The 13314-nt window shown below is 65.8% G+C and carries 13 protein-coding genes; 5 read left to right on the top strand and 8 right to left on the bottom strand.

The window, feature by feature from the left end:
• Positions 1-219 precede the first annotated feature (219 nt).
• On the bottom strand, positions 220-1167 hold the full coding sequence (locus KA184_08035; GenBank protein ID MBP8129518.1) for a hypothetical protein: 948 nt from the start codon (positions 1165-1167) through the stop codon (positions 220-222).
• A gap of 188 nt (positions 1168-1355) precedes the next feature.
• Here KA184_08035 and KA184_08030 point away from each other — a divergent pair, with 188 nt between their 5' ends.
• The 3 genes from KA184_08030 to KA184_08020 are packed head-to-tail and all read left to right on the top strand — an operon-like array spanning position 1356 to position 4734.
• On the top strand, positions 1356-2699 hold the full coding sequence (locus KA184_08030) for a hypothetical protein (protein ID MBP8129517.1): 1344 nt from the start codon (positions 1356-1358) through the stop codon (positions 2697-2699).
• 39 nt (positions 2700-2738) lie between these two features.
• On the top strand, positions 2739-3527 hold the full coding sequence (locus tag KA184_08025; GenBank protein ID MBP8129516.1) for an aldolase: 789 nt from the start codon (positions 2739-2741) through the stop codon (positions 3525-3527).
• Between the two features lie 49 nt (positions 3528-3576).
• The gene (locus KA184_08020; protein MBP8129515.1) at positions 3577-4734 is read left to right on the top strand and encodes an aspartyl protease family protein; all 1158 of its coding nucleotides are present in this window, start codon (positions 3577-3579) and stop codon (positions 4732-4734) included.
• Positions 4735-4736: 2 nt separating this feature from the next.
• Here KA184_08020 and KA184_08015 read toward each other — a convergent pair whose 3' ends face one another.
• The 7 genes from KA184_08015 to KA184_07985 all read right to left on the bottom strand — a co-directional run bounded on the left by KA184_08015 (position 4737) and on the right by KA184_07985 (position 10316).
• Complete coding sequence (locus KA184_08015; GenBank protein ID MBP8129514.1) at positions 4737-5939, bottom strand: type II secretion system F family protein; 1203 nt, start codon at positions 5937-5939, stop codon at positions 4737-4739.
• Positions 5940-6008: 69 nt separating this feature from the next.
• On the bottom strand, positions 6009-6962 hold the full coding sequence (locus KA184_08010) for a hypothetical protein (GenBank protein MBP8129513.1): 954 nt from the start codon (positions 6960-6962) through the stop codon (positions 6009-6011).
• A 7-nt stretch (positions 6963-6969) separates the two neighbouring features.
• Positions 6970-7623, bottom strand: a complete 654-nt coding sequence (locus KA184_08005) for a prepilin-type N-terminal cleavage/methylation domain-containing protein (protein MBP8129512.1) — start codon at positions 7621-7623, stop codon at positions 6970-6972.
• Entirely contained in the window at positions 7620-8144 is a 525-nt protein-coding gene (locus KA184_08000; protein MBP8129511.1) for a prepilin-type N-terminal cleavage/methylation domain-containing protein, read from the bottom strand. Before KA184_08000 ends, KA184_08005 begins: the two co-directional genes overlap by 4 nt.
• 139 nt (positions 8145-8283) lie before the next feature.
• Complete coding sequence (locus tag KA184_07995) at positions 8284-8901, bottom strand: hypothetical protein (GenBank protein MBP8129510.1); 618 nt, start codon at positions 8899-8901, stop codon at positions 8284-8286.
• A 24-nt stretch (positions 8902-8925) separates the two neighbouring features.
• Complete coding sequence (locus KA184_07990; protein MBP8129509.1) at positions 8926-9594, bottom strand: hypothetical protein; 669 nt, start codon at positions 9592-9594, stop codon at positions 8926-8928.
• Positions 9591-10316, bottom strand: a complete 726-nt coding sequence (locus KA184_07985; GenBank protein MBP8129508.1) for a hypothetical protein — start codon at positions 10314-10316, stop codon at positions 9591-9593. The genes KA184_07990 and KA184_07985 overlap by 4 nt, the downstream gene beginning before the upstream one ends.
• Positions 10317-10453: 137 nt before the next feature.
• Here KA184_07985 and KA184_07980 point away from each other — a divergent pair, with 137 nt between their 5' ends.
• The gene (locus tag KA184_07980; GenBank protein MBP8129507.1) at positions 10454-11758 is read left to right on the top strand and encodes a tetratricopeptide repeat protein; all 1305 of its coding nucleotides are present in this window, start codon (positions 10454-10456) and stop codon (positions 11756-11758) included.
• Between the two features lie 18 nt (positions 11759-11776).
• On the top strand, positions 11777-13314 hold a 1538-nt coding region (locus KA184_07975; GenBank protein MBP8129506.1), incomplete at its 3' end, for a serine/threonine protein kinase.

Here is a 13314-nt window from a genome sequence, read left to right as displayed (position 1 = left end):
CTCCCCATTGGCTGGACCCCGCGGAGGCGGAGGCGCGCATGACCTACCCGAGCGAGCGCGAATTCGTGCGGCGCGCGCGGGAACGCCTCGCTTAGTACTCCATTTCAGAAGTGCGATCGCGCTCGGAATGCGCAAGCTGCCCGAAGAAGAGCGGAAGCAAGCTATCGCCCTCCACACGAAACGCGCCCATACGGTAGCGAATCCATGAAGCAGCCCCGCTTAGCGCGCGGGATCCGCCCGAAGGAACGGGGGCCATTCCAGCTCGGGCAGACGCGCCTTAAGGAACGCGGCCACGGCGGGCAAATCCGGAATGCCGCCGCGCCCGCCAACGGCTGTGCACTTGATGGCCGCGGCGGCCGCGGCGAACCGCGCGCAATCGTTTGTCGCGCAACCGCGCGCCAACGCGTAAGTGTACGCGCCGTGAAACACATCGCCCGCGCCCGTGGTATCGACGGCGGCCACCGGAAACGCTGTCCCTCGTCCCCGCCCCTCGGGACCGGAATAGACCCAGCCCTCCGCGCCCAATGTAATCAGCGCCGCGCGCGGGCCCCAGGCATGCAGCGTGTCGAGCGCCGCGTCCAGGTCCGTTTCCAGTTCCGCCTCGCGCGCGAAGTCGCGCGGCGCGATCAACACGTCGACGTATTGCAGCAGCTCGGCGCATTCCGGAGCGGGAACGAGGTCCGCTACTACGGGAACGCCCGAGGCGCGCGCAACCTGCGCCGCTGCGCGCGACAGTTCCGGGAAGTACGCGTCAACGAGAAGGACATCCGCCTGCGCGACGAGTCTCCGGGGTATTTCCCGCGCCCCCGCGAGCCCTTCCGGCCTGTAATGGAAGATTGTCCGCTCACCGGAGCCCGCGCACACGTGCACGAAACTGAAGGGGCTGCGCCGGCCCGCCACGCGCGCGACGTGCTCCGTCGCCACGCCGGCATGCTCCAAATCGCGCAGGATGGTGTCGCCCGTGGCGTCGTCGCCCAAGAAACTGAGCAGCGAGGCCGACGCACCGAGCCGCGCACAGGCCGCCAGCGCGGTCGCAACCAGGCCTCCACCCTGTTCGTGATACTCCTTGATATGCGCGGTTTGCCCCCACGCGGCGGGCGGCGTCACGACAATACTGTCCTGACAACACACGCCGGCGCCCACTATCCGCGGCATGCGCTCCGGCATGGGCGGTCTCCTTTTGTTGTCCGGTGATGGTCTTGAAGGATTATCGTGGTTGCCGCGCCGCGACGCAATACCCGTTTCCACGCGCTCGCGTGGCAACTCGCGTGGCTGCGTGTGTGGCTGCGTGTTGACCCTTTGTGCGGCAAACCGGGATACTAGCGGCCGTTGCCGGGCCATGGAAAGGGCTACTCATGTGGGATTCGGTAGAGCAGGACTTGTTTGAAGCGCTGGCGGAAACGCCGGTCATCGATATCCACACGCATATGGTGGACGGCCATCTCGGCGCGCGCGGTTTGCACGAGATTCTCCTCTATCATATGGGCGTCAGCGACTTGTACGCCGCGGGATGCCCCTCAGGCGCGCGCCTGACGGAATATCCGGGCTGGCCCTCGCCGGAAGAGGCGCGGACCCGCATCGAGGAGGCCTTGCCTTATCTCAAGTTCACGGTGAACACCAGCACCTCGTGGGCGACCCGAATGATTCTGGCCGACCTATACGACTGGCATGACCCGGTGAGCGCGGGGAACTGGCAGGCGCTTCACGCGCTGATCCAGGCGCGCGAATGGGACGGCGACTGGCACCGGCGCGTGCTGCGCCGGCTGAATATCAAGCGCGTCGGCACCGAATGGTCGCGCCGTCAGACGGGCCGCGACGACGATATCCTGCAATATGCGCTCGAATGGGTCTTCTTCACGCGCTGCCGCTGGGGCGAATTCGATACGGCGCTCTGCGAACTGGAGTCAAGCTGGGGCAAGCCGCCCGGCGCCGCCACGCCAATCAAGCCCGGCAAACGCCCGCCCGCGGAGCGGCCTCTGCGGTCGCTGGATGACATCCGCGAAGCCGTGACCGCCTACGTGACGGCCTTTCCCAAGGACCGGCTCCTGGCCACGGCGACGCATCTCTCCACGGACCTCGACCTGCGCCCGGTCACGGATGACGAGATGGCCTCGGCCCTCGCGCGGCGTGATCAGGCCGGGGAACGGGAACGCAGCATCTACGCTTCCTATATCAACGAGTTGTTCTTGAACGAACTGGAACGGCAGGCGCCGCACATCACGTTTCAATTCAGTTTCGGCGCGGAGCCGCTGCCGTTCGAGACCGGAAGCCGCGTGTCGCAGCGCACCATCGCTCAGCTTGGCGAGTTGTGCAACCGGCACCCGGGCGTCACGTTCATGTGCTTCAACGCGAGCCGCCACGCGAACCAGGGCTTGTGCACGCTCTGCCGCGAGCTGCCGAATCTTTCGCTCGCGGGCTACTGGTGGCATAATTTCCATCCCGGCGCGATCCGGCAAATCATGGAGGAACGGCTCGACCTGCTGCCGCTGAACAAGCAGGCTGGCTTCTTTTCCGACGCGTATTGCGTCGAGTGGGCGTACGGCAAAATGATGATCGTGCGGCGCTGCCTGGCGGAGGTGCTCGGGCACAAGGTGCGCATTGGCCAATACACCCGGAACGACGCCTTGGCCGTTGCGCGGGACCTCTGCTACGAGACGCCGCAATCCCTGCTGGGGTTCCAGCCGTCCGCCGCATTGTGAAACGAAAACACGGAAACTTTTACGGGAGGACGTCTTCCATTGAGTGAACTGGGCAAGCGCATACGATTGAAACGCATTTTTGGCCATCCATCGGGCCGGATTCTCTCCGTGGCCGTGGACCATCTCATCAATTACTCGACGGGGCTGCCGCCTGCCCTGCGCGCCATGGAACACACCTTGCGCGAATGCGTGCGCGGGCGCCCCAACGCCCTGACGATGAACAAGGGCATCGCGATGCGCTACGGACACCTGTTCGCGGGCATTGTTCCGCTCATCGTACAAAGCATGGCCCTGCGGCCCGATGAAACGGAGTTTGCCGACAGCGCCACTGCCGCAGAAGCCGCGGCCATGGGCGCCGACGCGATCGCGGTTGCCCTGTTCGTGCACTGCCCGCTCGAGATCCGCTACCTGCGCCATCTCAGCGCTGTCGTGCGCGATGCCGAACGCGTGGGCCTGCCCGTGATTCCCCATATCTATCCGCTCAGCAGCGGCGACGAGAAACACACCGTCGCCCATGACCCCGAAGCGGTCTTCTACGCGGTGCGCGCGGGTCTCGAAATGGGCGCGGACGTCATCAAGGTCCCGTACACCGGCGACATCGCGTCTTTTCGCGACATCGTCGCCGCTACTCCCGTGCCTGTGGTCTGCGCGGGCGGCCCGCGCTGCGAAACGCTCGAAGACGCCGAATGCATGGTCCGCGAAGTGGTCGCGGCGGGCGCCGCGGGCGCCACGGTGGGCCGCAACGTCTGGGGGTTCCCGGACATCCCCTCGGCCATCGAGCGGTTGAAGGCGGCGGCATTCGGCGAGCCGCAGCGGCAGGTGCACTGACGGCGCGCTGCGTCATGCGTTGTCCTGTGGCCAGGAAGGAGGTTCTCTTGTGCTCTGTCTGCCTGATGCGGGCGGCTTCAACGCGCGCCCGGTCCTGATTGTGGCGGCGCTGCTTGCGTGCCTGCCGGCCCGCGCCGCGGATGTGATCACCGCGCCATTGACGATGGCGCGAAGCTGTCCGCTTGTGCCGGTCCAAGTGAACGAGGCGGGTCCGTATCTGTTTCTGTTGGATACGTGTCTGCGCCTGCCCGTGCTGGACGCGGCGGTTGTCGCGCATCTCGGGCTTCCGGAATTCTCCGGCGGAGCGCCCTCGCCCTCGCAGCCGGCGGAAGCCCGTCGCCTGACGCTGGCGGCGCTGCGCGTGGCGGGGCTCGATACGCCGGACGCCACGTGCGTCGTGGCGGACCTCGCGGCGCTGCAACAGCGCCTGGGCGTGCAGGCGGCGGGCCTGTTGCCCGCGCACCAGCCGGGATACGAATTGGTGCTGGATTTTCCCGCGCGCACGGCAGCCTGGCTGCCGCTGGACAGGGCGGACCTGACCGGGCCAGGCGATGGCATCCTGCCCGTTACCTTCGATGCATCGGGCGCGCCGTGCGTGGAGGCCGTGATTGACGGGGTAACACTGCCCTTGCGCATTGATACGGCGCTCGCGGACGTCGTTGCTCTGGGCGAGACCACCGCGCCGGTGCAACAGGCGGTGCGCGATGCGCGGCCGGACCTGGAAACCATGCTTGACGTGGCGGGCCAACGTATCGCGAGGCAGACGCGGCTGGGGGAACTGTCGGTCGGCGGCGCGAAATGGTTCTCGCCCGTTTGCGCCTGTCTGCCCGGCGATGCGGCGCGGCTGGGGATGGGTTTTCTCCGGCAATTCCGTGTTACCCTGAATTTCGAGCATGGCCTGGCGCAGTTACAGCGGGACGGTTCCAGTGCATTGGCGGATCCGCCGCTTGCGGGGTTCGGCCTGAGCCTCGGCGGCCTCGCCGAAGGACTGTGGTGGCTGCACGTAGCCTTGGGTTCGCCCGCTTCCGCGGCGGGCTTGCGCGCGGGGGATCGCCTGGTGGCGGTGGACGGCGTCTCCGCGGCGCACGTCCCGGCGGAAACGCTGGAAGCATACCTGCGCGGCGAGGCAGGCCAAGAACGGGAGTTCACGATTGACCGAACGGGGCAAACCGTGCAGGTACGGCTTGCCGCCACGCGCCTGCTCTGACCTTACGCGCCTCCGCCGGAAGCTTCGCTGACCATGAAGATGATCGGCAGGAAAAGCGCGATGAACAAGGCGATGACCACGAACCCGATTATGAGCGTCAGAATGGGTTGCAGCAATTCGCCGAGCGTGTTCACGGCGATACGCACTTCCTCGTCGAAGGTCTCGGCGATTTGTTCGGCGACTTCATCCACGCGGCCGGATTCCTCGCCCGTGACGAACATGTCCGTGACGACCGACGGAATTACCTTGCTGCTCGCGCGCATCGGTTCCTCGAGTCCGCCGCCCTGTTCGACGGAGTCGCGGATGCGCTGGAGGCTGTTCGCAACCGCGCTGTTATGAATGGCGTTGCGCGTCAGTTCCAGCGTGGCCATCATGGGCAGGCCGCTCTTGAGCAGCAGCGCCATGGTCCGGGTGAACTCGACGATCGCGTTCTTGTGGATGATCGGCCCCAGCACCGGCAGTCTTAACTTGAGATAATCCGCCGTCATGCGCCGCAACGGATTGCGCACATACCAGGCCCTGTAAACGACCGCCACGAGAACCGCCGCGATTACCAGCAGCCACCACCAGTTGGAAAACCACGTGGCCGCGCCGAGAAACGCCTGTGTAAACGCGGGCAGTTTTGCCTGTTGCTGTTCGAACATGGCTTCAAACTGGGGTATGGTGAATTTGGTCAGGAGCAACAGCACGCCGAAACACGCGAAGACGAGAATGACCGGATAGGCCATCGCGCCGCGGACGCGCTTGCGCAGGATTTCGCGCTCTTCGCGATACGAAGCCACGCGTTTCAGCACGGGCACGAGTGTGCCGCTCGCCTCACTGGCCTTGATCAGGTTGACGAACACCGTGTCGAAATGGCGCGGGTGACGGTCGAATGCCTGCCACAACGGATTGCCGCCCTCGACGTACTCGGCGATGTCGCCTACCAGCGCCCGCACCGATGCCCGCTCGCCGCGCCGGGATAGCGTCTGGAGCGACTTCAATATGGGTGTGCCCGCTTCGAGCAGCAGGATGAGCTGCCGCAAGAACACGGTCACGTCGTGGTGGCGCACGCCTCCGCCGCGCAGGAAGCCGCCGCCTTCCACCACGCGCCGCTCGACCGCCGCCGGCTTCGGCGCGGTGGCCTCGGCCACGGGCAGCTCGGTCAACTTCCGGACACGGCGGCGGCCCGGCGTGCGGCGGGGCTCTTGGTCCTTGGTCGGCATCTCGTCTATCCTCCATCCGCTGAAGGCCGCGCAACGGGCCTGACTCGCCCCGGCGCGGTCCGCTCCAGTTTAGCTTTCACTGTTCCAACTGATAATCCGGTACTTGCCGGGTTTCTCGAACATGACTACCGCTTCGACGCGCGCCCGCGCCCGCTGATATTCGTTGCCGCGCACGTCCACCCGGGCGAAAGCGCCTGTGCTCACGATGCGGAAACACCGCGATTCGCAGTCGAACATGCGCGCGGGCATCGGCGTGCCGCCGTCCGTGACCCCGGTCACATCCTTCCCCGCCACTTGGCTGAAGGCGTCCAGCGAACGGAATGGCCCCTGCTCCTGCGCCGCCTTTGCCGCTGCTTCGTCAATGCCCAAGGCCGCGGCGAGCGCCTTGGGCGCAGCCGTGTTCACGTTGAGGCAGCTACCGGGCCGGGCCAGGTCCGGGACGGAATACGTCGTAATCAGGGTCTGGTCCAGGCGCTCGAAGGCTTCCCTGCTCAGGAACCCGCGCGCCACGAGGTCCTCCGGCGCGAGGAACAGCCCGCCGCCCTGCTCCTTTGGCAGGTTGGGCGCGGCGGCAATCCGTTCGGCTGCGTCGGGGGCGATCCCCAGTGCGACGCTCAAAACACTCGCTGGCGTGCAGTTCAGGTTCAGCCGTGCGTTCTCGTCAAAAACCACCACGTCCGCCGAGGCTCGCCGCCGCTCGTGCGCCGCGAGTTCCAATCCGGAGCCGCCCCGGAGCAACTGATACGTAGGCAGTTCGACGAGGTCCGGCCCGGGAAGCGCTGCTTTCATCGGGTTGCTTTGCAGGGCGGCCGCAAGCTTGCCCAGCGCCGCCTGTACGCCCGCGTCCGCCGCGAGCCGCGCGCGGGTCTCGGCAAGGGCGATGTCGGCGGCCTCCTGCTCGAGGCTCATGTATCGGACGTAATAGACGCCCATTACGGCCATTACGGCCATGAGCGCCAAGGCGAGAATCAACGCCGCGCCGCGCTCGCGCGGCGCCGCACGCATGGGATGTGCCGTTCTCATGAGCATCCTACCGTACCCTGATGGGAAACACGGCCTTCGCCGCGACCTGCTCGAAATCCCGGTTCCGGTCTACGAGCACCAGACTCACACGCACGGCCTCGGGCGGCTCGTCCTGGGCCCAATGGCGCGACCATGCGCCGCCGCTGCCGTACTCGATACACAATGAAAGGACGCGCACGCGGTCGTCCTGAACGACGGGGAGGCTCGCGCCGGCGGGCATGTCCGCGTCCAGCGGGCCGTATGTGCGCATCAGTTGGGAACCGCTCCCCGCGCCGCGCGCGATGTGGTACATCACGGAGTTTCGCTTGATGATGCCGGATGCCGGGTCGCGGCGTTCACAGGGAAAGATGATCCGGTCGTCTTCAAAACTGATGCGCCAGAACCGGTTGTCCGCATCCTCCTCGACATAGGTGGTTGTGACGCCGCGCAGCGGCGCGCCGGTGCGCTCTGGCGACGGCATGCTTCCGAGCTCTTCGCGCATGGCGGTAAAAGCCTGGTCCGCTGCGGCCAGCATGCGCGTGCGCAGGTACTCCGTGCGCCAGCGGGCGTCGACTCGGAAATACGCTACCGAACCGAGGGTCGACACGACGGCCAGCAGGGCAAGCACGGTAATGAGCTCGATGAGCGAGAATCCGGTTCTGGTGTCTGGGTGTCGTCTCATGGGGCCTGCTCCAGGCGCATCCTGGGAACGGCCGAAGTGAGCGCCACCAGTTTTGCACGGCCTGCGTCCATCCAGCGCACGACGACCGTGACCTCGACGTGTTGGGCGTTCTTCGCGGGCAGGCGGCCGTACACCTGAGACGAAAACTGGGCATACTCGCCGTCCGTGCGCACGGCGGCGTTCCGAACGGCGGGCAGCGCGCTGGGCGGGCCTAAGGCAGGCGCGGTTGCCGCGCCCCTTGGCTGCACCTCGAAGAGTTCCAGGTCCCCGGCGCGGCCCAGAGGCCACCGGTACTGCTCTGGGTGCTGCACGACCGCGCACAATTGCTCTTCCGCGAGCGCGGACGCTATGCGCTGATGCCGGCTGTTTGCTGAAAGACCCAGGCTGGCGCTGAACAAGGCCGCGATCACGCCCGTGGCCACGGCAAGCACGGCCAAGGCCACCAGCATTTCCAGGAGCGTAAACCCGCTTGCGCGGCCCCACGCGGGAACCCCCGTCACACCCGTGCTGTGATGGGCCATGCTTCTCCTTCCTCGCTTGGGCGCCCGTGTCTGGCACGGGGCGTGCCGTGGCGGACGCCTGGCGTCACCGCCATGAATTCTATGGTATCCATGCGTCGCCGATATGTCAACGTACCCGGGCGTCATGCCCGGCTGGAAATCAAAAGAGCGCCGGCAACAGGCCGCGCAGCGTCACCATGTCCATGCCGAGATTCTCCAGCAGAATCCGCGCGACATCGGGTTTCGAGACCAACTGCTCGCTGCCTTCCCGTTCCAGTTCAAACGGGCGCAACTTCACGGGCACGATATTGCCGCGCAATTCGCCGCCGGTGCAGGCCAGTGTCCGGACCTTGAGGCGCGGCTCCCCGGCGTCCGCTTCCGGCCGCGCGGCGGCCATGCCCGCAAGACTGCGAAGGTTCTTGCCCATTCCTTTTTCGCGCAACTCGATTTGGTCGAGCAGGAGCCGGTCGATGGTGGTCTGGTCCGAGAACACGGTGCGCAAATCGAATTGCAGCAACACCCGCTCGATTCGCGCCGCCGGCCCGGCTTCGAACCCTTCGGGATTGTAGATGACCACGTTGTGCAGGACGAGGCCGCGCTGGAGCGGGGCCGCTTCGAGCGATTCGACCTCGACGCGCGTATTGAAGAGCGTGGACAGGCGGTCTTCCATCCAGATTCTGCCCAAGCGCTCCAACTGGGCCGAGAATACGGCGGCGCACACCGCTATGCCGATGAGGAGTACGCCGATGGCGGTCATGAAGAACTTGATGATGGACACAGGGCGGCCTCCCGATGCGGCACATCAGTCAAAGGTGTGCGCCACGTCCCGCGCTCTTTGCCAGGCTTCACGGGCGCTGTGTTTTTCCTTCTCGGGCGGAGGAGGGGGCGGACCCGTGGTTCCCGCCGTACTGGACGGCCATTCAAACTGATAGACCGCGCCGTGCGCCTCAAGCACAAGCCGCACGGATTGCGGCCCCGCGCCCGTCAGCACGGCCAGGTCCAGCGCGCGCAGCGGGAACACAGCGTGGTTCGTGCGCGCGAAATACCGGAGCGCGCCGCGCGGTTCTTCCGTCAATTCCGTCCCCCGTTGTATCTGGATGGGGCGCACCTGCGTGCCGTCAGGTGTAATCAGATACACGTTGACCCCGCGCAACCCGGCGAGGTCATAGGCGATGCTGCTGTCGGCGAATTCCGACGCGATAAGGCACTCGATATCAAGATACGGGTCCTCAATCCCGCCGATTTCCTCCATCCCCGGGGACATGGGCCACACGGCATAGGAAGACTCCGCGAAAAGATTCGGGTAACGGCCCTCGACCCATTGGATCGGCGCTTTGGCCGCCGCGGGAGCGAAGGGGGCGATAGTCAGAGCGCTGTCCGGCATGTTTTCGCGGCCCGTGGTGCTGCAACCCGTAAGGGCGGCCCAGAGGGCCAACATCGCGGCCACATGTGTGAATATTGGCTTGTTCACGGGGTTTCCTCCGCCGGCGGGGGCGTTTCCCGCGGCCCGCCTTCCACGCGCACGGTGACGTTTGCGCGGGGCGCGTCTTGCTCCGCATCCGGTTCGACCTTGACCGCGCTCTCGCCTTCGGCGCCGCCTTTTCCATAGCGGCGCAGCATCAGTTCGCCGTGCGGGGAAATCATCCGCACGATCCCCGTTGGGCGCACCTGTTCGTTGAACCAAATCTCGGTCTGGCCCGCCTCGGCGTTTTCCGTTGTCAGAACGAAATGCTCGCATTCGATCTCGCCGTCCGGCAGCGTTATTTTTTCCTTGCCGAGCGATGTCCGCGTTGGCTGTGATGCGGGCGGCGTGTCGCCGTTTTCTTCGGGAATGGGCACTTCCTGCGGGGGCTTGTTGCCGTCCACCACAATGATGCGGTGAATGTTTCCAGGGTCGTTGGCGGGGCCGGTCAGCAGCATTTTCGAGATGACGGGGTAGCCCAACTCGGGCACGAGCTCCACCTCGACCCAGAAGCCCTGTTTCTTCTTCGTCACCTCTTCTTCGCCGACTATGGCCTGTCGCAACAGGAAGCGCTTTCCCGTCGATTGGTCCACCAGGTCATACACGGCGAAGAGGCCCACTTCGGGGGCAATGAGTTTGCCCGCAAAAACGTCGCCAAGGATGTCCTGGGCGCGGGCGGCCCCGGAAAACACGAGAAATACTCCCAAATAACCACAAGCGAACCGCCGCATTCCTGTCCGTCCTTCCGGTCGATTCTCCGCGATGTGCCGCGTTCACGCCCAATTATCCTACCACACCGTCGCGTGCGGCATACAGGCGCGGAATGCGGCAAGCAGCGCGTGCGTTGATTCCCGGAGCATGCACTCTTATGATTACGGGCACCGGTGAGGCGTGGTATCCTAACGTCATGCTTACCCAATGTGTGAAATACGTCGTATGGCTTGGCCTCTGTTGTTCCGCCGTGCAGGCGCTCGACACGGAATTGGTCGTCGAGCAGACCAGGTCCTGTGTCGCCGTGCTTTTCGGCACGCGCGCGGAAACGGGCGCGGAAGTGCAAAGCAGCGGGTGTTGCGTCGGCGCGGATGGTCTCATCCTGACTACCGCCCATCAGATTACCGGCGTTCAGAACATCGAGGCCCGCTTTTACGACGGCCGCACCGCAAAGCTTGAAGTGGTCGAGATCGATGCGGCGCGCGAGATCGCTTTGCTGCGCGCGGACGCCCCGCTGCCGGGCGCCGCCCGGATTGGCGATGCAGCCACACTGCGCGGCGGTGCGGACCTCATCTCCATCGCCGCGCCGCGCAGCCTGGATTTCTCAGTCGTGACCGGCACGGTGTCGAATACGAACCGGACGCTGCGCGACTATCCGGTGATTCAGGCGGCCTTGCGCGCGGCGCCTGGTTCGAGCGGCGGCCCGGTATTCGACCGGACCGGCGCCCTGGTCGGCATGATCATCGGCAAGCTGCGGGACGAAGACTGGATCACGGCCATTAACCCGGTCAATAACGCCTACGACATGCTGCGCCGCCACGGGCTGCTCGCAGCCGCGCCCGATTTGACCGGCGAAGTGGACGGCGAACTGATGCCGGCGCGTGGTGCGACGCAGACCGATCTGCGCGCGATCGAAGCCTACAATCGCGGCGTCCGCGCCGGGGCGGTGGACCAGAAGGTCGCGGCATATGCCGAGGCGGTTCGCCTGTTGCCGGAGTTCTACATGGCCTGGTTCAATCTTGCGGTCGCGCAGACGGCCGGCGGGAACTCCGCAGGCGCGGAAGACGCGTACCAGAAGGCGCTTGAGCTGGAGCCGGGCGCGGTCGAGGTCCAGCGCAATCTCGGGCGGCTGTACCTGCGCCAGCAGCGGCTGGAAGAGGCCGCGCGCGCGTTTCAGACCGCGCTCGAGCTTGCCCCGGACGAGGCACAGTCCCATAACGACCTGGGTGAAGTGCTGCGGCAGATGAAACGGAACGACGAAGCCGTACGCGCCTTCGAGACCGCGCTCCGGCTGCGGCAGGACTATCCCGCCGCGCACTACAACCTGGGTCTGACATACACGAACATGAACCGCGCGGCGGAGGCCGTCCGTCATTTCGAACAGTACCTTGCCTTGTTGCCCGACGCGGAAGACGCCGGGCAGGTGCGGGCATGGATTGAGGAACTGCGGAGCCAGTCTTAAGAAACGGGAGCAAGCAGCGTGACCGCCACAAAAATGCCGGATCACTTGGGGCGCTATCAGATCATCCGGGAACTGGGCAAAGGCGCCATGGGCGTCGTCTACGAGGGATTAGACCCGAATATCGGGCGCCGCGTCGCGATCAAGACGGCCCGGCGCGACGTGCTCGAATCGTCCGCGCACGCAAGCGAAATGATGGAACGGTTCCTGCGCGAGGCGCGCGCCGCGGGCGCCCTGAACCATCCCAATATCATTACGATCTACGACGCGGGCGAGGAAGAAGGCGTCGCCTATATCGCAATGGAATTCCTCGAGGGCGGCGACCTGCGGAACCTGATCGAGGACCGGCGCAATCTCACGCCGGAAGCCGCTGCCGCAATCGGCGCGGACATCTGCGAGGCCCTGGCTTGCGCCCATGACCACGGCGTGGTCCACCGCGATATCAAGCCGGCCAATGTCATGATGCCCCGGAATGCGCCGATCAAGCTGGCCGACTTCGGCATCGCTCACATGTCCGATTCGACACTGACGCAGGAGGGGGCGCTCATCGGCACGCCTTTCTACATGAGCCCCGAGCAGTTCATGGGCCAGAAGGTCGACGGGCGTTCCGACCTGTTTTCCGTGGCCGTGATGTTGTACGAACTGCTCACGGGCGAGAAGCCGTTCACGGGTGAGGCGTTGAGCACCGTGATGCATCACGTGATCAAGACCGACCCCGCGCCGCCGCAGGAACTGAATTTCAATGTGCCCGAACCCCTGGGCCGCGTCATCCTGAAGTCCATGAGCAAACGGCCCGCCGACCGGTATCAGGACGGCCGCGCCATGGCTGTCGCGCTCCGCGAAAGCGTCAAGCCGCAGCCGAATGCCGCCATGCTCGGCCTGCAGCCCCAGTCCGTAAAGGAAGCCGACACGGTGATTACCAGTACGGCCGGGGACGCCACCGCCATTGTAGCCAAGGCCGGCGCCGAGCACGCGGCCGAAGGTATTGCCGCGACCGTTACGACCGCCGCGACGCTGGGCGCCACCAGGCCGGGTGGGCCGCCGCCGGACACGCAGACCGCGGAACCCGCCACCTCTGTGCAGGATAAGCCGCGGGGCCCGGAAGCCCCTGCCGGAGTGTCCCCTGGCTCATGGGTCAAGCCGCCCCGGCTATACTACGCGGTTGGGGCCGCGGCTGCCGTGTTGCTCGTCTTCGCGTTGATCGTCGGTCTGTCGGGCGGCGCACCTCAGCCAGGGCCTGAAGACCCGCCGCGCAACGGCGGCGTGCCCGTGGCGCCTGATGGGGGCGCAAAGCCGGACAAGTACCTGGCTGCGGTGCGGGTGGCCGTGTACCAGACCAGCGATGCGAATCTGTTTGGAGAGTACGTCGGCCTGAACAGCATGGAGGAAGCGCGCGCCTTTTTTAGCGGACTGCGCGGAGACACGCGCATTACGCCCGTCCCCGCGAAGGTCCAAGTGCTGGACCCGAGGGGGACCAGGACTTTTGGTCAAGGCGTCATCGGCGAGGAGGGCGACAAAGTGCCCTGTGCCGAGTTTCCCGAAGCGGTGCGAGTCCGGGT

The organism is Candidatus Hydrogenedentota bacterium, assembly GCA_018005585.1.
Lineage (GTDB): Bacteria > Hydrogenedentota > Hydrogenedentia > Hydrogenedentales > JAGMZX01 > JAGMZX01.
The sequence above is the reverse complement of the archived record's forward strand: the minus strand, read 5'-3'. Positions and strand labels throughout refer to the sequence as shown.